The following is a 20,071-nucleotide window of genomic DNA, read 5'->3' on the forward strand; positions in this document are numbered from 1 at the left end:
ATATCAATACAGAGGATCGTATAGACTTCCAGCATCCCCTGTCACCGTGACGCTGGAGCGACCCCATGGCCACCGACCTCGCCGGCCGCAGTTTTCTCAAGGAGCTGGACTTCACGGCCGCCGAGTTCCGCGGCCTGATCGAGCTCGCCGCCGACCTGAAGGCGGCCAAGAAGGCCGGGGTCGAGCAGCGCCTGCTCCAGGGCAGGAACATCGCGCTGATCTTCGAGAAGACCTCCACCCGGACCCGCTGCGCCTTCGAGGTCGCCGCCGCGGACCAGGGCGCGCACACCACCTACCTCGACCCCGCGGGCTCCCAGATGGGCCACAAGGAGTCGGTCAAGGACACCGCCCGGGTGCTGGGCCGGATGTTCGACGGGATCGAGTACCGGGGTGACAGCCAGCAGGCGGTCGAGGAGCTCGCCGCCCACTCGGGCGTCCCCGTCTTCAACGGACTCACCGACGACTGGCACCCGACCCAGATGCTGGCCGACCTGCTCACCATGACCGAGCACACCACCAAGCCGCTGGACCGGATCTCCTTCGCCTACCTCGGGGACGCCCGCTTCAACATGGGCAACTCCTACCTCGTGACCGGTGCGCTGCTGGGCATGGACGTGCGGATCGTCGCGCCCCGGGCCTACTGGCCCGCCGAGTCGGTGGTGGCCGCGGCGCGGGAGCTCGCCGCGGAGAGCGGAGCCCGGCTCACCCTGACCGAGGAGGTCGCCGAGGGGGTCGCCGGGGCGGACTTCGTCGTGACCGACATCTGGGTGTCCATGGGGGAGCCCAAGGAGGTCTGGGACGAGCGGATCGCGGTCCTGTCCCCGTACGCGGTGACCATGGACGTGCTGCGCGCCACCGGGAACCCGGACGTGAAGTTCATGCACTGCCTGCCGGCCTTCCACGACCTCGGCACCAAGGTGGCCCGGGAGATCCACGAGCGGCACGGGCTCGACTCCCTGGAGGTGACGGACGAGGTGTTCGAGTCGGAGCACTCCATCGTCTTCGACGAGGCCGAGAACCGGCTGCACACCATCAAGGCCGTGCTCGTCGCCACCCTCGGCCGGCCCGGCCGGAGTGACGCATAGTCATACGCCGCGTCATGCGCCGGCGGGGCCGGTCCGCCGTGCGGGCAGCGTGAACCACACGGCCTTGCCGCGCGGGGTGGGGCGGTGGCCGCAGTCGGAGCTCAGGCTGCGGATCAGCAGTAGGCCGCGGCCGTGCTCCTGCCAGGGGTCGGGCCGGCCGGCGTCCGGACGGGCCGACAGGTCGCCGGGCGGGCGCGGATCCCCGTCGTGGACCTCGACCTGGCAGCCGTGCGCGAGCAGTTCCACGACCAGCTCGATCGGGGCGCCGGAGCTGGTGTGCTCCACGGCGTTGGCGACGAGTTCCGCCGTCAGGAGTTCCGCGGTGTCCCGGTCGGCGGGCGCGTCGGTGTCGGCCAGCGCGGTGCGGACGAGGGCGCGGGCCATGGGCACGGCGGCCGCCGTGTGGGGCAGGGCGATCCGCCAGGCGGAGGCGTCGGGCAAGGAAGGGCCATCCGTTCCGGGGTCTGGGGGCGGTGGGGGTCGGGGTCGGGCGGGGAGCGGCGAACTCCCGGTTTCAACGATACGAAGTCGAATTCTCATTCCGGCAGGCACCCCGATCGACGCGAACATGTCGCGCTTCTGTGACGGCAGTCAGGATCTGGTGATACCTTCGATGGTGTGAGCCCCTTCACCGGTTCCACACCAGCGACCGAACGGTGGCACCACCTCCGGGTCACCCGGCAGGACGGCGTCGCCACCGTCACCTTCGACCGCCCCGAGAAGCTGAACGCGCTCACCTTCGGCGCCTACGCCGACCTGCGCGATCTGCTCGGCGAACTGTCCCGTGAGCGCTCCGTACGGGCCCTCGTGCTCGGCGGCGAGGGGCGCGGCTTCTGCTCCGGCGGGGACGTCGACGAGATCATCGGCGCCACCCTCGCCATGGACACCGCCCAACTGCTCGACTTCAACCGGATGACCGGCCAGGTGGTGCGCGCCCTGCGCGAATGCCCCTTCCCGGTGATCGCCGCCGTGCACGGGGTCGCGGCCGGAGCCGGAGCCGTCCTCGCGCTCGCCGCCGACTTCCGGATCGCCGACCCCACCGCCCGCTTCGCCTTCCTCTTCACCCGCGTCGGCCTCTCCGGCGGGGACATGGGCGCGGCCTACCTGCTGCCCCGGGTCGTCGGCCTCGGCCACGCCACCCGCCTGCTGATGCTCGGAGAGCCCGTCCACGCGGCCGAGGCCGAGCGGATCGGCCTGCTCAGCGAGCTCACCGAGGAGGGCAAGGCCCACGTCCGGGCCGCCGAACTCGCCGCGCGCCTGGCCGCGGGCCCCGCCCTCGCCCACGCGCAGACCAAGGCGCTGCTCACCGCCGAGCTCGACATGCCGCTGGCCGCGTCCGTGGAACTGGACGCCAACACGCAGGCCCTGCTGATGCACGGCCAGGACTACGCGGAGTTCCACGCGGCCTTCACCGGGAAGCGGCCGCCGGAGTGGAAGGGCAGGTAGCCACATGACTCCTGGTGCCATGCGGGTCGCCGTCGTCGGCGGGGGACCGGGAGGGCTGTACGCCGCCGCGCTGCTGGCCCGCCAGGGCCACACGGTGGAGGTCTGGGAGCGCAACGCCCCCGACGACACCTTCGGCTTCGGCGTGGTGCTCTCCGACGAGACCCTCGGCGGCATCGAGCGGGCCGACACCGTCGTCCACACCGCCCTGAGCGCGGAGTTCGTGCGCTGGGACGACGTGGACGTCGTGCACCGCGGCCGGCTGCTGACCTCCGGCGGCCACGGCTTCGCGGCCATCGGGCGGCGCCGGCTGCTGGAGATCCTGCACGAGCGCTGCGCGGGCCTCGGCGTCCGCCTCCGCTTCCGCTCCCCGGCCCCGGCCGCGGCCGAGCTCGCCGCCTCGTACGACCTGGTGGTCGCGGCCGACGGGGTGCACAGCGCGATCCGGGAGGCGGGCGCCGAACACTACGGGCCGACGCTGACCGGCGGACGCTGCCGCTACATCTGGCTCGCCGCCGACTTCGCCTTCGACGCCTTCCGCTTCGAGATCGCGGAGACCGGACACGGGGTCATGCAGCTGCACGCCTACCCGTACGCGGCCGACGCCTCCACGGTGATCGTGGAGATGCGCGACGAGGTGTGGCGGGCGGCCGGCTTCGACCTGTGCGACGAGGACGAGTCCGCGGCGCGCTGCGCCAAGATCTTCAGCGAGGCCCTGCGCGGACGCCCGCTGCACGGCAACCGCTCCGCGTGGACGCAGTTCCGTACCGTCGTCAACGCGCGCTGGTCGCACGGCAACACGGTGCTGCTCGGCGACGCCGCGCACACCGCCCACTTCTCCATCGGATCGGGGACCAAGCTGGCGGTGGAGGACGCGCTCGCGCTCGCCGAAGCGGTGGGCGCCGCACCGGACGACGTCCCGGCCGCCCTCGCCGCGTACGAGGCGGCCCGCCGCCCGGCGGTCGCCAGCACCCAGCGGGCGGCGGCCGCGAGCCGGCACTGGTTCGAGGAGATCGCCGGTTACGTCGACCAGCCCGCCCGGCAGTTCGCCTTCAACCTCCTCACCCGCAGCCGCCGCGTCACGCACGACAACCTGCGGCTGCGCGACCCACGGTTCACGCGGGCCGTGGAAGGGGACTTCGGCTGCCCGGACGGCACTCCCGCGATGTTCACGCCCTTCACCCTGCGGGGCCTGACCCTGCGCAACCGGGTCGTCGTCTCACCGATGGACATGTACTCGGCCCAGGACGGCGTGCCGGGCGACTTCCACCTCGTCCACCTGGGCGGACGGGCCCTCGGCGGGGCCGGACTGGTGATGACGGAGATGGTCTGCGTGTCCGCCGAGGGCCGCATCACCCCCGGCTGCACCGGTCTCTACACCCAGGAACAGACCGCCGTCTGGAAGCGGATCGCCGACTTCGTCCACACCTCGGCGCCCGGTACCGCCCTCGGCGTCCAGCTCGGCCACGCCGGCCGCAAGGGCTCGACCCGGGTGATGTGGGAGGGCATGGACGACCCCCTGCCCGAGGGCAACTGGCCGCTGGTGGCCGCCTCCGCACTGCCCTACCGGCCGGGCGTCTCGGCGCTGCCGCGCGCCCTGGCACGCGCGGACCTGGCCGCGCTGCGCTCCGATTTCGCGGCCGCCGCCGTCCGCGCCGCCGACGCGGGATTCGACCTGCTCGAACTGCACTGCGCCCACGGCTACCTGCTCTCCGGCTTCCTGTCGCCCCTGACCAACCACCGTGAAGACGAGTACGGCGGCTGCCTGGAGAACCGGCTGCGCTTCCCGCTGGAGGTCTTCGACGCGGTGCGTGCCGTCTGGCCCGAGGACCGCCCGATGACGGTCCGCCTCTCGGCCACCGACTGGGCCCCCGGGGGCACCTCGCCCGAGGAGGCGGTGCGGATCGCGGCCGCCTTCGCCGCCCGCGGCGCGGACGCCATCGACGTCTCGACGGGCCAGGTCGTCTCGGACGAGGCCCCCGAGTACGGGCGCTCGTACCAGACCCCGTACGCCGACCGGATCCGCAACGCGCTCGGCGTCCCCGTCATCGCCGTCGGAGCCATCTCCTCCTGGGACGACGTGAACTCCCTGCTGCTGGCCGGCCGTGCCGACCTCTGCGCCCTCGGCCGCCCCCACCTCTACGACCCCCACTGGACCCTGCACGCGGCCGCCGAGCAGTCCTACGAAGGCCCCGGCGCGCCCTGGCCGGCCCCCTACCGTGCGGGCAGCCGCACACCGCCGACGGGCCGCGGCTAGGCCGCGGCCCGTACGTGGAGCCGAGGGGCGAGCAGCGGGCGCCTACGGCTGCGGGATCGGGGTGAACAGTGCGTTGATCGTTCGGTTCGCGTTCATGGTGAGCTGGTAGCTCGGGTTGTTCCCCTCCTGCTCGATCCCGTCCACCGCCCAGGCATCGAACTGGAAGCCGGGGTTGGGGATGGCGGTGACGGTGACCTGCGTGCCGGGGTCGTACGGACCGTACTCGCTGACCCGGACCGTGCCCGCGCCCACGGGGTCGTGCAGCAGGGTGAGGGAGCGGCGGTTGGTCACGAGGGAGGCGCGGTACCCGGCCAGGGTGTCCGCGTTCTGCAGCGCGACGGCGGCGTTGTTGTTCTGGGCGTTGCCCAGGACCTGGCCGTTCCAGGTGCGATCGGGGGTGGAGTACGAGTTGACCACGTTGCACGCCTGGGGGCAGGCGCTGGAGTAGGCCATGAGCGTGCGGTGCTGGCTGTTGGGCGTGATCCAGCCGTAGTTGAACGTGCCCGCGGGGGTGGTGCCGCCCTGGCTGGTGACGGTCAGGCGGTCGTGCTTCATGCCGAAGTTGTGGCCGATCTCGTGCGCGAGGTTCTCCCAGGCCGCCACGGACCCGATGCTGGTGACCGAGAACGCGGCACTGCCGGTCGTCGCGGTCGGGCCCGGGTCGGGCAGGCTCGCCGCGCCGGAGCTGTCCTCGAAGGGCACGGAGGCGAGGAGCGCCACCAGGTCGCCGCCGTACTGGTTGCGCCGGGCGGCGGCCGTGGCGCCGAGGACCGTGTTCGCGGGGTTGCTGATCATGCCGAGCAGGGTGTTCACGTTCTCGCGGGGGAGGCCCGTGGCCGCGGTCTGGTAGGTGTGGACGACGTGCACGCTGGCCGGCACGTTGTCGGTGGCGAGCGCCCTGTTGAGCTGGTTCACACCGTAGGAGATGCGGGACAGGACCGCCTGGACACTGCCCATCACCTCGACGCTGGCCGGCGTGTAGGCGACGACGATGTCGATGGCGGCCGGGTCGTTGGGCGTGGCGGCCCGCAGCCCCGGCTTGTGCGGGTGGTGCGGCTTGTGCGGCTTCTTCGCGGGGACGTTCACCGTGTCGACACCGACCCCGCTGGGCGGCAGTTCGAGGGAGTCGATCTCCTGCAGCTCGTACCAGCCCGGGCGCTCGGCCAGCGGCTGGTACGCGTACTGGCGGAAGCCGATCGTGATGACGCCGGAGAGGGTGACCGGTCCATCGGTGCAGGCCCCGATGGCGGACACGGAGATGGTGTTCTCCGGGTTCTTCGGGTCGTGGCCGCCCCAGTACACCGTGCCGTCCGGCTCCTGGCGCTGGAAGTCCTGCACCGCGGTGAAGCCCTTGCTCCGCCCGAAGAGCGGGAACGTGCGGCGCTCGGGTCTGCCTTCCTTCTGCTCGCCGCACAGCGAACGGAACGCCTTGGCGTCCGTGCGCTGCGCGGCGGAGCGCACCACCCAGGGCTCGTGCTCGTCCCCGCCCGTCCCGGCGGAGGCGGCGAGCAGGAAACGTCGGCGCATGGGAGACGCGTGCCTGTCTGTGGGGGTTCGTCCCGCCCTGTATTCCGTGGCGGGGTCCACGCCACGCCGGTACGGCCGCCCCGCACCGCTGCCGGCCGAGGTTCACTCGAATCGGACACGGCCTACACCTTCGGGACCTGCGTGTTCTGGCAGACGGTCAGGAGCCAGCGGCCGTCGTCGCCCTTGGTCATCACGTAGGTCGGGACGCCCTCGTCCCCGGGGCCGTCGGCCGAGTGGTAGAGCTGGCTGACCTTGACGGCGGCGACGTCCGGGCGGAGGAACTGGAGGTGGGTGACGGTGTAGCTGACCTCGCCGTCCCAGCTCGCGCCGGGGAGGACCGCGCGGGTGAACTCGGAGATGGCGTCGAGGCCGATGAGGACCTTGCCGCCGCCGGTGGTCCACAGGGCGTCGGGATGGAAGAGGGAGAGGAAGGCGTCGGGGTCCTTGGCCCGCTGGGAGGCTTCCACGGCGGCCACCACCTGGTGAATGGCCTCGATGTCAGCGGTCCGGGCTGCGTTTTCGGTCGTCATGCGGATCATCATCGAACCTCGAGCACGCTTGAGGTCAAGGCCCGGTCCGTGGATCGGTCACGCCGGGACGATCTCGGCGCGGTCCTCGACCGGGGTGTAACCCAGGCGCAGGTAGACGCCGTTGCTGGTGGGGTTGGCCAGGTCCGTGAAGAGGAGGACCTCGGTGGCACCGGCCGCGTACGCCGCTTCGCTCACCGCGTGCGTGACCCCGGCGGCGTAGCCGCGGCCGCGGTGCGCGGGCGGGGTGTAGACGGGGCCGACGCGGGAGGCCGGGCCGATCGGGCGGGAGAAGCCGGCCAGCGAGACGGGAGTCCCGGCGTGCTCCCACAGCCGGATCCCGCCGTAGGAGATCCGGTCGCGCAGCACGTCCTCGGAAGGGCTGCCGGGGATGCCCGCCTCCGCCCTGAAGGCCGTGGTCCACTCCAGCAGCAGCGGGAGGTCCGCCCCGGTGGCGGGCCGGGCCCGCCCGGCCGGGGCGGGATCCGGGGCGAGGAGGCCGGCCAGCCGGTACAGGCGCAGCTCCTCGGAGATCCGGGTGGGCCGCCCCCAGGCCTCGGCCAGTGCTTCCGCGTCCGGGCGGCGGGCGTTGAACCCGTGCGCCCCGGCGAGCAGCGGTTCCCCGGCGAGCGCGGCCCCGAGCGCCCGGACCGCCTCCCCGGGCAGCACGCCGAGCACGGCCGGGAACGGCGGGGTGCACAGCAGGCCGCCGGCGACGGCGCCGTCGGCCCCCGTCCACCAGCCGAAGAACGGGGTGCCGTCGCCGTAGGCCCCTGGCCCGCGCCGCCGCAGCCCGTCGGCCGTGGTCAGCAGCAGGGTGTTGGAGACGGGCCGCGCGGCCGCGGCCGGGCCCGCGGCGGCCAGATAGGCCGTCAGGTCCGTGCTGAAGGTCCAGGTCATGCCCCATCCTGGCGCGGCGCGCGGTCCGGCCGCACCCGGATTTCTCACGCCGGCAGCCACCCCGGCCACCACGGCGGCACGTTGTCCGGCCCGCACCGCTCCAGGTTCCCGGGGTAGCCGTCCAGCGTCCCCTTCGAGGCGAAGAAGACGAGCACCACCACCGCGAGCACGAGCAGGACTGGCACGGGCCGCGACCACGGGGGCAGCCGTCGCGAGAGGAAGGCGATCAGCAGCGCGAGCATGGCGCACCCCGGCACCATCAGCACCAGCAGGAAGGTCATCTCGAACCGACCGCCCGCCTCCCAGCCCGCGTCGCAGTACGCGCGGGCGTGGGAGGCGAGTGCGACGGCTGCCCACCCGGCCACGGCCCCGACCAGCGCCGCCGTCACCAGTAGGAGAGCCGTGGCCCGCCGCCCTGGCGGCCTCGCGGGAGGAAGATCGGGATGCGTCACACCACCTCGTGACGCGGTCTCCTGCGCCTACGGTTGCGCGAACCCGGCCCCGATGTCACGCAGCCGCTCGTGCAGCTCGGCGAAGACGGCCGCCGCCCGGTCGCCCGGCCAGTCCGCCGGGAGCAGTTCCCGCGGCAGGCCCGGGTCGGCGTACGGGAGCCGGCGCCAGGTGTCCAGTGCGCGGAGGTAGTCCCGGTAGGCCTCCTCCGGGGTCGGCTCCGGGCCCGAACGGAGCGCGCGCAGGACGGGTTCGTGCAGGTCGAGGAATTGCTCGTGCTGCTTGGCCAGGGCCGCCAGGTCCCACCAGCGGGCCACCGCCTCCGCGGTCGGGGCGAAGCCGAGGTGGGCGCCGCGGAAGAGTTCCACGTACGGGGTCAGGTGCAGCCGTTCCAGGGTGTGCGCGGTCTCCTCCGACAGCCGGGCCGGGGCGATCCACACGCCCGGCGCCACCGCGCCGAAACCGAGCCGGGCCAGGCGCGAGCGCAGCAGGTGCCGCTTGTTCCGCTCCTGCTCCGGGACCGAGAACACCGCCACCAGCCACTCGTCCGACAGCTGCGGGCTGCCGTAGATCCGGCGGTCGCCGTCGTCCAGCAGCTGCCGCGCCTCCTCGGAGAGTCCGTACGCCGCCGAGCCGTCCGCCGCGCGCTCGGGCAGCAGGAAGCCGCGCCGCTTGAGCCGGGACACCGACGAGCGGACCGACGGGGCGTCCACACCGGCCGCGCCCAGCAGGCGGATCAGCGCGGCCACGGGGACCGGGCCCTCGAAGGCCCGCCCGTAGGCTCCGTAGAACGTGACGATCAGGGATCGCGGAGTGTGCTGCTCGACCACGGGTTCACTCTAGATCCTGTCGGGCGGATCGGGCCGGGCGCCGGGACCACGCAGCCGGAAGCGCTGCAGTTTGCCCGTCGCGGTACGGGGGAGGGCGGGGAGGAAGACGAAGGAGCGCGGGCACTTGTGCGGGGCCAGTTCCGCCCGCATGAAGGTGCGCAGGACCTCCTCCGTCAGCACCGCGCCGTCGCGGGCCACGGTGTACGCCACCACGATCTGCCCGCGCCGCTCGTCCGGCAGGCCCACCACCGCCGCCTCCACCACGTCCGGGTGGCGCAGCAGGGCTTCCTCCACCTCGGGGCCCGCGATGTTGTAGCCCGCCGAGACGATCATGTCGTCCGCCCGGGCGACGTAGCGGAAGTAGCCCTCCGGATCGCGCACGTAGGTGTCACCGGTCAGGTTCCACCCGCCCTGTACGTACTCCCCCTGCCGGGGATCGGCCAGGTAGCGGCAGCCGACCGGGCCGCGCACGGCCAGCAGCCCCGGCTCGTCGTCCGGGACCGGGCGGCCGGCCCGGTCCACCACCCGGGCCTCCCAGCCCGGGACGACCCGGCCCGTCGTCCCGGGCCGGATGTCCTCGTCGGCGGCGGAGATGAAGATGTGGAGCAGCTCGGTCGCCCCGATGCCGTTGATGATGCGCAGCCCGGTGCGCTCGTACCAGGCCTGCCAGGTGGCGGCCGGCAGGTTCTCCCCGGCCGAGACGCAGCGGCGCAGGGCCGACAGGTCGTACATGCCCACGTCGTACGGGCCCAGCGCGTCCAGCATCGTCCGGTACGCCGTGGGCGCGGTGAACAGCACGGTCACCCGGTGTTCCGCGAGCGCGGGCAGCAGCCGGCGCGGCACCGCCTCCTCCAGCAGCAGCGCCGAGGCCCCGGCGCGCAGCGGGAAGACGACGAGCCCGCCGAGGCCGAAGGTGAAGCCGAGCGGCGGGCTGCCCGCGAAGACGTCGTCCGGGCGGGGCCGCAGCACGCTGCGGGAGAAGGTGTCGGCGACGGCGAGCAGGTCGCGGTGGAAGTGCATGCAGCCCTTGGGCCGTCCGGTGGTCCCGGAGGTGAAGGCGATCAGGGCCACGTCGTCCGCGGAGGTCGGGGCGGCCGGGAAGGGCTCGGGATGTCTCTCGGCCAGCCGGAGCAGGTCGTCCGGTGCCGTGCCCCCGTACAGGGTGATCCGCAGTCCCGGCACCTCGGCCTTGACCAGGTCGTCCAGCACGTCCGCATGGCACAGGGCGTGCCCCACCCGGGCCATCGCGCACACCGTGGCCAGCTCCTGCGCGCGCTGCTGGGGCAGTACGGTGACGGCCACCGCGCCCGCCTTCATCACCGCGAGCCAGCAGGCGGCGAGCCAGGGGCCGGTGGGCCCGCGCAGGAGCACCCGGTTGCCGGGAACGACACCGAGGTCGGCGGTGAGCGCGTGGGCCAGCCGGTCCACGCGCTCGCGCAGGCCGCCGTACGTCCACACCTCGCCCGCCCCGCTGCGGAAGGCCGGGCGGTCGGCGCCCGCCGGACCGAACCGGGCGATGGTGGCGTCGAGCAGCTCGGCCCCGCAGTTCAGGCGGTCCGGATAGGCCAGCTCGGGCAGATCGAAGAGGAGCTCCGGCCACGTGTCCGCGGGTGGCAGATGGTCACGGGCGAAGGTGTCGGTGTGAGCGGAAGGCTTGAGGTCCAAGGCGGGTCGCCCCCCTTGCAGCGGTCCGGGGTGGGGTGGAGCCGGCCGTGCGGTGGTTCCCCCGGTCACGACCGGAGGTCCTTCCAGGAGCGTATCGTGATGGTGACGGCAGTCAACAGGACGCGATAGATGCGGGGATGTTCGGATGACCGGATTCGCGCTCGGGGTGGACCAGGAGGAGTGGTGCGGGCAGTTGCGCGCACTGGCGGTGCAGCGGCTGCGGCCACTGGCCGAGAAGGGGGAACCGGGGCGGGTGAACCGGCCGCTGCTGGCGGCGCTGGGGGAGCTGGGCCTGCTGGAGCGGGTGTTCGCCTCGGGCGCGCTGGAACTGTGCCTGCTGCGGGAATCCCTCGCCTACGGTTGCACGGAGGCCGAGACGGCGCTCGCCCTGCAGGGGCTCGGGGCGTACCCGGTCCTGCGGGCGGGGAGCGAGGAGCAGCGGGAGCGCTGGCTGCCACGGGTGCGCACCGGGCGGGCGGTGGCGGCCTTCGCGCTGAGCGAGCCGGGGGCGGGCTCGGACGCGGCGGCGCTGGCGCTGGCGGCGACCGCGGATCCGGCGGCCGCCGGGGGTGGCTGGCGGCTCAGCGGTGAGAAGTGCTGGATCTCCAACGCCCCCGAGGCGGATTTCTACACCGTGTTCGCCCGGACGGGGGAGGGACCGGGGGCGAAGGGGGTCTCGGCCTTCCTGGTCCCGGCCGACCGCCCCGGACTCTCCGGCGCCCCCCTGGACATGCTCTCCCCGCACCCCATCGGCTCCCTCGCCTTCGACGGGGTGCCGGTCGGCCCGCAGGACCTGCTCGGCGAACCCGGGCGGGGCTTCCGCGTCGCGATGGACACCCTGAACCTCTTCCGGCCGAGCGTCGGAGCCTTCGCGGTGGGCATGGCCCGGGCCGCGCTGGACGCGACGCTCGCCTACACGGCGGACCGGACCGCGTTCGGGGGAACGCTGAGCGATCTCCAGGCGGTGGCGCACCGGGTGGCCGAGATGGCCACCCGCACCGAGGCCGCCCGGCTGCTGGTGTACGCGGCGGCCGGGGCCTACGACCGGGGGGCCGGGGACGTGCCGCGCCGGGCGGCGATGGCGAAACTGCTGGCCACGGAGACGGCCCAGTACGTGGTCGACCACGCGGTCCAACTGCACGGCGCGGTCGCCCTCCAGCGCGGCCACCTGCTCGAACACCTCTACCGGGAGGTGCGGGCACCACGGATCTACGAGGGGGCGAGCGAGGTGCAGCGCACGATCATCGCGAAGGAGCTGTACGGGGCGGCGGTGGCGGGGCGATGAGCCTGGAGCGGATCAACCCGGCGGAGCTGTCGCCCGCGACGGGTTTCTCGCACGCGGTCGCGGCGACCGGTACCCGGCTGGTGTTCCTGGCGGGCCAGACCGCCCTGGACGGCGAGGGCAAGGTGGTGGGCGAGAGCCTGCCGGAGCAGTTCGAGATCGCCCTCGCCAACCTCCTCGCGGCCCTCGCCGCGGCGGGCGGCACGCCGGCTGACCTGGCCCGGGTGACGGTGTACGCGGTGGACGTGGCGGCGTACCGGACCCACGCGGCCGAACTGGGCCGCATCTGGCGGCGATCGGCCGGCCGCGACTATCCGGCGATGGCCGTCATCGGCGTGGTCCGCCTCTGGGACGACCAGGCCCTGGTGGAACTCGACGGGGTCGCGGTCCTCCCGTAACGGCCGGGCCGGAATACCGGCCTCGTCGGCGTTCGAGGCGCGGGTCCGGGCGGAGCCCCGCAGCGGTGCCGCGGGCGACCCCGTCGTGGCCAGGCCGCGGACCCGGTACTCCGTGCGGACGGCCTGAAGGATGTTGCAGAAGGCCCGGTTCGGGCAGGACAGGGTGGTGTTCGAGCTGCCGTTTCACCGTGTCATGGCGAGGTTGTGCATGGTGGTGACGGCCTGGAAGTCACCGGCAATCGTCCGCGCCCGCGAAGACCTACCCGGCGCACACCGCCATGTAGGGTGATCGTTAAGGACAGGTCGCAAGTGCACGTTGACCACGCTGACACTGCGTACCCTCTCCGCGGCTTCCGATCTCGGACCAGCTTTGGAGCCTGTGCACCTCACGGCATGGCACCGATCCAACGGGCTGACGGCTCTTTCGGTACCCGCCCCGGGCTTCAACACTGGCGGTAGACCTCGGTCGCCTGCTCAACGGGTCACGCGGAACTCGCGCGTTGACGCAACCTACTTACCCTGGGGGGCTTGTGAAGATTTTCAAGACTGCTCTGTCAGCTGCCACGGTGGCCGTACTGACTGCCGGGCTGGCCGTATCGTCCGCATCCACTGCTTCCGCCGCCTCGACCGAGTACGACGTCGTCAACCGAGGCAGCGGTAAGTGCCTCGCCGTCGACTGGGCGGCTGAGTACCACGTTCTCGGCATCCAGTGGGGCTGCAACGGCAACCCGGACCAGAAGTGGACCTTGGAGGCCAAGGGCAGCAGTGTCTGGGGCACTTTCTACGAGATCAAGAACGGTGACGGCCAGTGCCTTGGCACGATGTCGGGAGGCACCGGCAACGGCACGGACATCGTTGCGTGGGAGTGCAATGGAGCCGACGACCAGAGGTGGTTCGTCGACCCCGTCGTGAACTCACCGGAGTACCGGACGATTCGCAGTCTGGCGGCCAGGTTCGCCGGCGCCAACAAGTGCCTCGGCATCTACAAGGAAGCCACCCATGACGGCGCGTCGGCCACGCTGTGGGACTGCAACAGCCGGTGGGACCAGCAGTGGCAGCTGCAGCCCTGACCAGCGCGTGTCTCTTCGACAGGTTGGTCAGTTGATCGGATGTGCCTGTCCGATCAGTGATCGCTGATGCGATGCGGGACCGGATCGAGCCGCTGATGGCGGCCGATCCGGTCCGTGGACGAGGGTGGGCCGACCGCCGCCGCACCCTGGAAGCCATCGCCGGGAAGTACCGCACCAACTCGCCCTGGCGTGGCCTGCCGGGCGAGCTCGGTCCGTTCCGGACCGCTCACAAACGGCAGGTTGGTTGGGTGGGCGGTCCGGGATCAGGCGCGGCCGGTGACGTGGCCGCCGTCCACGCGCAGGGCGTGGCCGGTGACGAAGCCGGCGCCCGCGAGGTAGAGGACCGCCTCGGAGATCTCCGAGACCTCGCCGACCCGGCCCAGCAGGGCGAGACCGGCGAAGGAGTCCACGTCCGAGCCCGCGTGCAGCGGGGTGCGGATGATGCCGGGCGAGACGAGGTTCACGCGGATGCCGTCGGCGGCGAGTTCGGCGGCCAGGCTGGTGGTCAGCGCGTGCACCCCCGCCTTGCTGACCACCGGCGCCGAGGACGGGAAGCCCGCCAGCCCGTGGTCCACCAGGACGGTGCCGATGTTGACGATGCTGCCGCCGCGGCCCTGCGCCCGCAGCGCCCGTACGACGGCCTGGGTGGTGAGGTAGGTGCCCTTGAGGTTGCCGGTCAGGAACCCGTCGAGTTCTTCCTCGGTGACCTCGGTGAAGGGCTTGGGAGCAAAGGTGCCCGCGTTGTTGACCAGGACGTCGATGCCGCCGAACCGGTCGAGAGCGGTACGGACCAGGGCCTCGCCGGTACTCGGCTCGGCGATGGCGCCCGCTGCCCAGGCGGTCCGCCCGGGGTGGCCGAGGGCGGCCGCGGCCTTGGCGAGGCGGTCGGCGTCCCGGCCGTTCAGGACGACATTGGCGCCGCTCGCGAGGAAGGCGCGGGCGATGTCCAGGCCGATGCCGCTGGAGGAGCCGGTGATCAGAGCAGTGGTGCTGGTGCTGGTGCTGGTGTTCATGGGGCGTGCGCCTTTCGTGGCGGGTGGGTCCGTCCGGTGACACCAGAAACGTACGAACTCTCAACTCATAACACCACGACGAAAATTGGAGCATGTGATAATCCAGCGTTATGGATGTGGACCTGCGTGACCTGGAGCTCCTGGCCGCCACCGCCGAGGCCGGCTCGCTGACCGCCGCCGCCGAGCGGCTCTACGTGAGCCAGCCCGCCCTCAGCCAGCGGCTCACCCGGCTGGAGGCCCGCCTCGGCATGCCCCTCTTCGACCGCAAGGGCCGCCGCCTGCTCCCCAACGCCGCGGGCCGCCGACTGCTGGTCGCGGCCCGCCACGTCCTCGGCGAACTGGACTCGGCGGCCCGGGACCTGCGCGAGATCCGCGACGGGCGCGACCGGCGGGTCCGCTTCACCGCCCAGTGCAGTACGACCTTCCCGTGGCTGCCGCCCGTGCTCCGCGCCTTCCGCGAGCGCGCGCCGGACATCGACGTGCGCATCGAGACCGTCGCCGACGACGCGCCGATCCCGGCCCTGCTCGCCGACCTCGTCGACGTCGCGCTGGTCACCAAGCCGGACCTGCAGATGGACCGGGTGTCGCTGACCGAGCTGTTCGAGGACGAGATGATGGCGGTGGTGCCCGCCGGCCATCCGTGGGCCTCGCGCGCACACCTGACCGCCCGTGACTTCGACGGCGCCGACCTCGTCCTCTACGACTTCTACGACCAGAAGCGGATCCCGTCGATGCCGCTGCCGATCCCCGTCGGGGCGCGGCCGGCCCGGATCACCACCATGCCGGTGGTGACCGACCTGGTGATCGAGATGGTGGCCGGCGGCCAGGGCGTGACCGTGCTGCCCAACTGGGTGGCCGCCCCCTACGCGGCCTCGCACGGCCTCGCCCTCGTCCGTATCGGCGCGCGGCCCCTGACCCGTACCTGGTTCTGCGCCACCCGCACCGGAGCGCGCCCACCCCATGTGGAGGCCTTCGTCGAGGAGCTGACCGCCCGGCTCACCACCCCGCACAGCGTCTGAGCCCGGTCTTCGACCTTCCGGATACTGCGGGTGCTGCTCGCTGGAACAAATTGCGATGCGCACCGGAAGCAAGTTGGTCACACTCGCGGGCATGACTGCGAAGATCACTCGTATCAACCCCGGGCAGCTGCATGAGACGCCCGGCTACCACCACATCACCGTGGTGGAGGCCGGTCGTACGGCCTACCTGGCGGGGCAGTGCCCTCTTGACCGGAGTGGTTCCCTCGTCGGTTCCGGATCGCTCGAGGTGCAAGTCGACCAGGTTGCCGCGAACGCACTCGCTGCCTTGGCTGCGGTTGATGCCGAGCCGGAACACGTGGTGCGCTCGGTGATCTACGTGCGGAGCGACGACAGAGACGTTCTGGGCGCCGCTTGGCGTCGGCTCACCGACTCGGCTCTCGGGCCGGCGTTCACCACCGCCAGCACGCTGTTGGGTGTTTCGCAACTCGGCTTCACGGGGCAGCTCATCGAAGTGGACCTCACCGTGGCGCTGCCCGACTGAGCCTCTTCGTCTCCGGGTGCCGGGCGTCGCCTCGAACGGGGCGGCTCGCCCGGGGATTCGCCGGACGTGGGAGTGGACTTCATCCGGTCATGTGCTCCGACCAAGGTGCACATGACCACGACGAAGGCCGTCCGAGCGGTGTCTAAGGGGTCTCCAGCAGCCGGCCCATCCACTCCTCGATGCCGGACACCGTGCGCGGCAGCGCGCCCGACATCAGGCGGGCGCCGTTCGCCGTGATGACCAGGTCGTCCTCGATGCGGACGCCGATGCCCCGCAGCTCCGCCGGGAGGGTCTCGTCGTCGGGCTGGAGGTACAGGCCCGGTTCCACCGTCAGGACCTGACCCTCCTCCAGGACGCCGTCCAGGTAGGTCTCCGCCCTCGCCTTCGCGCAGTCGTGGACGTCCAGCCCCAGCATGTGGCCGCTGCTGCACAGCGTGTACCGCCGGTGCAGGTCGCCCTCCGCGTCCTTCAGGACGCCCCACTCCGCCAGCCCCTCCGCGATCACCCGCATCCCGGCCCGGTGGAAGTCCCCGAAGCTCGCCCCCGGGCGCAGCGCCGCGATGCCCGCCTCCTGGGCGGCCAGGACCAGTTCGTACACCTGGCGCTGGACGGGGGAGAAGCGGCCCGACAGCGGCAGGGTGCGGGTGATGTCCGCCGTGTAGAGGGTGTCCGTCTCCACGCCCGCGTCCAGGAGCAGCAGTTTCGTCCCGTTGAGCCGGCCGTCGTTGCGGATCCAGTGCAGGGTGCAGGCGTGGGCGCCGGACGCCGCGATCGTCTCGTACCCGGTGCCGTTGCCCTCCGCCCGGGCGCGCAGGCCGAAGACCCCCTCGATCCACCGCTCCCCGCGCGGATGCGCCAGCGCGCGCGGCAGGGCCCGTACGACGTCCTCGAAGCCCGCCGTCGTGTGGTCGACGGCCAGCTGCAGCTGCTCGACCTCCCACGCGTCCTTCGCCAGCCGCAACTCCGACAACACGGAGGCGAGTTCGGCATCGGAGGCCGCGTCGCGGCCGGCCGGTGAACCGAGCCCGTCCAGGTGTGCGCAGCGGATGCCGGTGAGGCGCTCGGCCTCCGCGAGGTCCGGCCGGCGGCCCACCCAGAACTCCCCGTACCGGCGGTCCCGGTAGAACTCCCCGTTCCCGTCCGCCCGCGGCGAGCGCGGCCGCAGGTACAGCACGGCCTCGTGGGCGTGCGGGCCCGACGGCTCCATGACCAGGACGTGGCCCGCCTGGTCCTCGCCGGTGAGGCCGGTCAGCCAGGCGTACGCGCTGTGCGGGCGGAAGCGGTGGTCGCAGTCGTTGGAGCGGACCTTCAGCTCCCCGGCCGGGACGATCAGCCGCTCGCCCGGGAAGCGGGCCGAGAGCCGTGCCCGGCGGGCCGGGGTGACGGCGTGGCCGGGGACGCGGGCGGAGTCGGGCAGCGGGGTCGCGGCCCAGTTGCCCGCCATGAACCGGGACAACTCCGGGGATACCGGGCGGTCGTGACTGCCCGTGTTGAGGCGGGCGGACGCGTCGGTCACGAGGACTCCCTCAAGAAAGATGCGAACTGGTGGGCGCACAGGTCTTGTCAGTGCAATTTCACATTACTATGTTACAGCTCACATCGCGGCACGTTAACCCCCGTCAAACGCCGTGTGACGCAGGGCAGTTCACGCACCACCCCCCACCTCACCTCTCCAATCAGGAGTTCTCGGTGCTCAAGCACAGAGCTGTGCGCTCTTCCCTCCTCGCCTCCGCCGTAGCCGTGACCCTCCTCGCCACCGCGGGACAGGCCACCACGCAGGCCGCCGAGTTCGCGGCCCCGGCCACCTTCACCGGCGCACAGGCCGCCCCGGCCGCCCCCGCCCCCGGCCCCACGGGGAACCCGTTCGACGAGGTCGACCGCCTGGCCGACCCGAAGGACAACGCCCCGGCGCCGGCCCCGGCCCCCGGCGGGCAGAACATCACCGGGCAGGTCCCCGGCGCGGCCACGGCCGCCGCCGCGCCCGCCGACGACCTGCAGAAGCGCGGCAAGGCGGTCAAGGCGGCCCCCACCGCGAAGAGCGTCGCCGCGGGCGTCCCCTGCACCCTCGACGGGATCACCGGCCTCACCCCCGAGCAGTTCGCCGACTTCCTCGGCGACCAGGCCGTCCTCGCCGACGGCTGTCTGCGCGGGCTCATCTGGACCTGGGACGCCCGCCTGGCACCGGTCATGTCGGACGCGCACGTCCAGGCCGTCTCCCGCCGGATATCCGCCCTGGCCGCCGCCCACGACGGCCGCAACTCCTCCCACTTGGAGGAGATGTTCACGTACCTGCACGCGGTCGCCTACCACGACTACTCGCGCACCGAGATCGACGTCACCGACGCCCCCACCGTCGACGCCATGCGCCGCGCCATCGCCGACTTCGGCGCCGCCGCCCACACCTTCGACGCGACCCCCGTCAACGCCCGCACCCTGCGCGAGGCCCTCTACGCGGGCAGCGCGCCCGGCCTGCGCCAGCACCAGCTCGGCCTCATCAAGAAGGTGCTGGCCACCATGGACCCGGCCCACCCGGCCACCCACCTCGACGCCGGCTGGGCGGGCGCAGCGCTGGCCGCGCTCTCCGTCACCTACCTGGGCGTCTACCCGGGCAACCAGGACGCCGCCTTCCACTCCGCGGTGGCCGCCGACGCCTCCTACCGCGACGCCTTCAAGGCCTTCTCCACCTACACGCACCTCAAGGACACGGGCAACGCCTGGGTGGTGCGCGACGCACTGAGCGAGTACGCCCGCTTCGGTCAGGTCGAGGGCCTGCGGGACCGGGTCGTCGCCGACCTCGGTGCGATGCTCGGCCCCGTCCGCTCCGCCTTCGGCGACGGCAGCGAGCCGTGGGCCAAGGTCGTCTCCTGGCTCAACTTCTACGAGGCCTGCAAGCCGTACGGGGTGTGCAAGGAGGACATCGAGAAGCAGCTGTTCCCCTACACCTACTCCTACGACAACGGCGGCATCAAGGTCCGCACCGCCCTGGACCGGGCCACCGTCGACCAGCTGTACTACGCGAGCAAGCAGGTCAAGTCCCAGTACCACCGCGTGCTCGGCACCGACCAGCCGCTCGCGGGCGACCCCAACTCCACCCTGAACATCGTGCTCTACGCCTCCCGCGCCGACTACGTGAACTACCACCCGATCCTGACCGGCTACGGCACCAACAACGGCGGCATCTACATCGAGAACGGCGCCACCTTCTACACCTACCAGCGCCGCGTCCCCCAGGACTCCTCCCTCACCCTCGAGGAGCTCTTCCGCCACGAGTACACGCACTACCTCAACGGCCGCTTCGCCGTCCCCGGCTTCTTCGGCCAGGGCCCCTGGTACGAGAGCGACCGGACGACCGCCATGGACGAGGGCACGGCCGAGTTCTTCGACGGCGCCACCCGCGACAACGGCATCGCCGTCCGCAAGTCGCTGGTCAAGAGCATCATCAGCGACACGGCCGGCGGCGGCCCGCGCATGAGCGTCGAGCAGCTGCTGAACGCCACGTACGACGGCGACGGCTTCCGCTTCTACAGCTACGCGGGCACCTTCTTCGAGTTCCTGTGGACCGAGAAGCCCACGCTGCTGCGCGAGATGTACACGCACCTGCGGGCCGACGACGTGGCGGCGTACGACGCCTGGCGCCACCGGACGGGGGCGGACACCTACCTCCAGCGCGACTACGACCGCTTCCTGGACGCGCAGATCGCCAAGGTCGACCAGCTCTACGTGCCGAACACCTCCTTCACCCCCAACGACCGGCTGCGCGACGCGGCGCTCGCCACGGTGAAGTCGTCCTTCGCCACGGCCACGTACAACACCCCGGACTGCGTGGAGAACGGCGACCCGGGCAAGCGCCGCTTCACCTGCACCGGCCGGATCACCGCGAACCTGAAGAACTGGCGCAGCGACGACCAGAACTTCAAGGACATGTCGGAGACGGTCGACTACTTCATCCTCGACCGGGCGGGCGCGGCCTCGAACAACCTCGCCGACATGAACTGTTCCTTCGGTCCGGTGGAGATCTGGACCAACAAGGTGGCGGGCACGTCCAGTTACAGCTGTGAGGGTCCCCTCCGCAGCTGACCGGCACCGGCCCGGCGCCCGGGCCG

General features: G+C 72.3%; 18 protein-coding genes and 1 pseudogene. 10 read left to right on the forward strand and 9 right to left on the reverse strand.

Annotation, left to right across the window (positions count from 1 at the left end; translation table 11 throughout):
- The first annotated feature begins 65 nt into the window (after positions 1-65).
- Positions 66-1,085: an ornithine carbamoyltransferase gene (gene argF / locus JYK04_RS31560; protein WP_189739137.1), complete on the forward strand. Its 1,020-nt coding sequence runs from the start codon at positions 66-68 to the stop codon at positions 1,083-1,085.
- Between the two features lie 12 nt (positions 1,086-1,097).
- Here argF and JYK04_RS31565 read toward each other — a convergent pair whose 3' ends face one another.
- A complete protein-coding gene (locus JYK04_RS31565) occupies positions 1,098-1,625 on the reverse strand; it encodes an ATP-binding protein (RefSeq protein ID WP_189739139.1) in 528 nt (175 codons plus the stop codon).
- A gap of 78 nt (positions 1,626-1,703) precedes the next feature.
- Between JYK04_RS31565 and JYK04_RS31570 the strand changes: the two genes are divergently transcribed.
- On the forward strand, positions 1,704-2,531 hold the full coding sequence (locus JYK04_RS31570; protein ID WP_189739142.1) for an enoyl-CoA hydratase family protein: 828 nt from the start codon (positions 1,704-1,706) through the stop codon (positions 2,529-2,531).
- Between the two features lie 4 nt (positions 2,532-2,535).
- Complete coding sequence (locus JYK04_RS31575; protein WP_189739145.1) at positions 2,536-4,785, forward strand: bifunctional salicylyl-CoA 5-hydroxylase/oxidoreductase; 2,250 nt, start codon at positions 2,536-2,538, stop codon at positions 4,783-4,785.
- A gap of 42 nt (positions 4,786-4,827) precedes the next feature.
- Here the strand turns inward: JYK04_RS31575 and JYK04_RS31580 are convergent, their stop codons facing one another.
- The 6 genes from JYK04_RS31580 to JYK04_RS31605 all read right to left on the reverse strand — a co-directional run bounded on the left by JYK04_RS31580 (position 4,828) and on the right by JYK04_RS31605 (position 10,684).
- Positions 4,828-6,312 carry a M12 family metallo-peptidase gene (locus tag JYK04_RS31580; protein ID WP_189739149.1) on the reverse strand — a complete coding sequence of 495 codons (1,485 nt, stop codon included), beginning with the start codon at positions 6,310-6,312 and terminating at the stop codon, positions 4,828-4,830.
- Between the two features lie 122 nt (positions 6,313-6,434).
- Complete coding sequence (locus tag JYK04_RS31585) at positions 6,435-6,851, reverse strand: SgcJ/EcaC family oxidoreductase (RefSeq protein WP_189739152.1); 417 nt, start codon at positions 6,849-6,851, stop codon at positions 6,435-6,437.
- 48 nt (positions 6,852-6,899) lie between these two features.
- The gene (locus tag JYK04_RS31590; protein ID WP_189739155.1) at positions 6,900-7,739 is read right to left on the reverse strand and encodes a GNAT family N-acetyltransferase; all 840 of its coding nucleotides are present in this window, start codon (positions 7,737-7,739) and stop codon (positions 6,900-6,902) included.
- Positions 7,740-7,783: 44 nt separating this feature from the next.
- On the reverse strand, positions 7,784-8,128 hold the full coding sequence (locus tag JYK04_RS31595) for a hypothetical protein (RefSeq protein WP_189739158.1): 345 nt from the start codon (positions 8,126-8,128) through the stop codon (positions 7,784-7,786).
- A gap of 90 nt (positions 8,129-8,218) precedes the next feature.
- Positions 8,219-9,019 carry a PaaX family transcriptional regulator gene (locus tag JYK04_RS31600; protein ID WP_189739161.1) on the reverse strand — a complete coding sequence of 267 codons (801 nt, stop codon included), beginning with the start codon at positions 9,017-9,019 and terminating at the stop codon, positions 8,219-8,221.
- A gap of 9 nt (positions 9,020-9,028) precedes the next feature.
- Positions 9,029-10,684 (reverse strand): AMP-binding protein, encoded by a 1,656-nt coding sequence (locus JYK04_RS31605; protein WP_189739164.1) that lies wholly within the window; start codon positions 10,682-10,684, stop codon positions 9,029-9,031.
- Positions 10,685-10,829: 145 nt separating this feature from the next.
- Here JYK04_RS31605 and JYK04_RS31610 point away from each other — a divergent pair, with 145 nt between their 5' ends.
- The 4 genes and pseudogenes from JYK04_RS31610 to JYK04_RS41510 all read left to right on the forward strand — a co-directional run.
- Positions 10,830-11,969, forward strand: a complete 1,140-nt coding sequence (locus JYK04_RS31610; RefSeq protein WP_189739167.1) for an acyl-CoA dehydrogenase family protein — start codon at positions 10,830-10,832, stop codon at positions 11,967-11,969.
- Positions 11,966-12,364: a RidA family protein gene (locus tag JYK04_RS31615; protein WP_189739170.1), complete on the forward strand. Its 399-nt coding sequence runs from the start codon at positions 11,966-11,968 to the stop codon at positions 12,362-12,364. Before JYK04_RS31610 ends, JYK04_RS31615 begins: the two co-directional genes overlap by 4 nt.
- A gap of 530 nt (positions 12,365-12,894) precedes the next feature.
- Entirely contained in the window at positions 12,895-13,434 is a 540-nt protein-coding gene (locus tag JYK04_RS31620) for an RICIN domain-containing protein (protein ID WP_189739173.1), read from the forward strand.
- Between the two features lie 71 nt (positions 13,435-13,505).
- A pseudogene (locus JYK04_RS41510) lies at positions 13,506-13,760 on the forward strand (transposase); the annotation flags it as partial.
- On the opposite strand, the gene JYK04_RS31630 reads toward JYK04_RS41510, so the two are convergent.
- Complete coding sequence (locus tag JYK04_RS31630; RefSeq protein ID WP_189739176.1) at positions 13,698-14,447, reverse strand: SDR family NAD(P)-dependent oxidoreductase; 750 nt, start codon at positions 14,445-14,447, stop codon at positions 13,698-13,700. The pseudogene JYK04_RS41510 and the gene JYK04_RS31630 overlap by 63 nt on opposite strands.
- Before the next feature lie 110 nt (positions 14,448-14,557).
- Between JYK04_RS31630 and JYK04_RS31635 the strand changes: the two genes are divergently transcribed.
- Positions 14,558-15,466, forward strand: a complete 909-nt coding sequence (locus JYK04_RS31635; RefSeq protein ID WP_189739179.1) for a LysR family transcriptional regulator — start codon at positions 14,558-14,560, stop codon at positions 15,464-15,466.
- A 91-nt stretch (positions 15,467-15,557) separates the two neighbouring features.
- Positions 15,558-15,968, forward strand: a complete 411-nt coding sequence (locus tag JYK04_RS31640) for a RidA family protein (protein ID WP_189739183.1) — start codon at positions 15,558-15,560, stop codon at positions 15,966-15,968.
- 142 nt (positions 15,969-16,110) lie between these two features.
- Here JYK04_RS31640 and JYK04_RS31645 read toward each other — a convergent pair whose 3' ends face one another.
- Complete coding sequence (locus JYK04_RS31645) at positions 16,111-17,484, reverse strand: aminopeptidase P family protein (RefSeq protein ID WP_229875544.1); 1,374 nt, start codon at positions 17,482-17,484, stop codon at positions 16,111-16,113.
- Between the two features lie 173 nt (positions 17,485-17,657).
- On the opposite strand from JYK04_RS31645, the gene JYK04_RS31650 reads away from it, so the two are divergent.
- Positions 17,658-20,045 (forward strand): collagenase, encoded by a 2,388-nt coding sequence (locus JYK04_RS31650; protein ID WP_189739186.1) that lies wholly within the window; start codon positions 17,658-17,660, stop codon positions 20,043-20,045.
- The last annotated feature ends 26 nt before the right edge of the window (positions 20,046-20,071 follow it).

Source organism: Streptomyces nojiriensis, from assembly GCF_017639205.1.
Lineage (GTDB): Bacteria > Actinomycetota > Actinomycetes > Streptomycetales > Streptomycetaceae > Streptomyces > Streptomyces nojiriensis.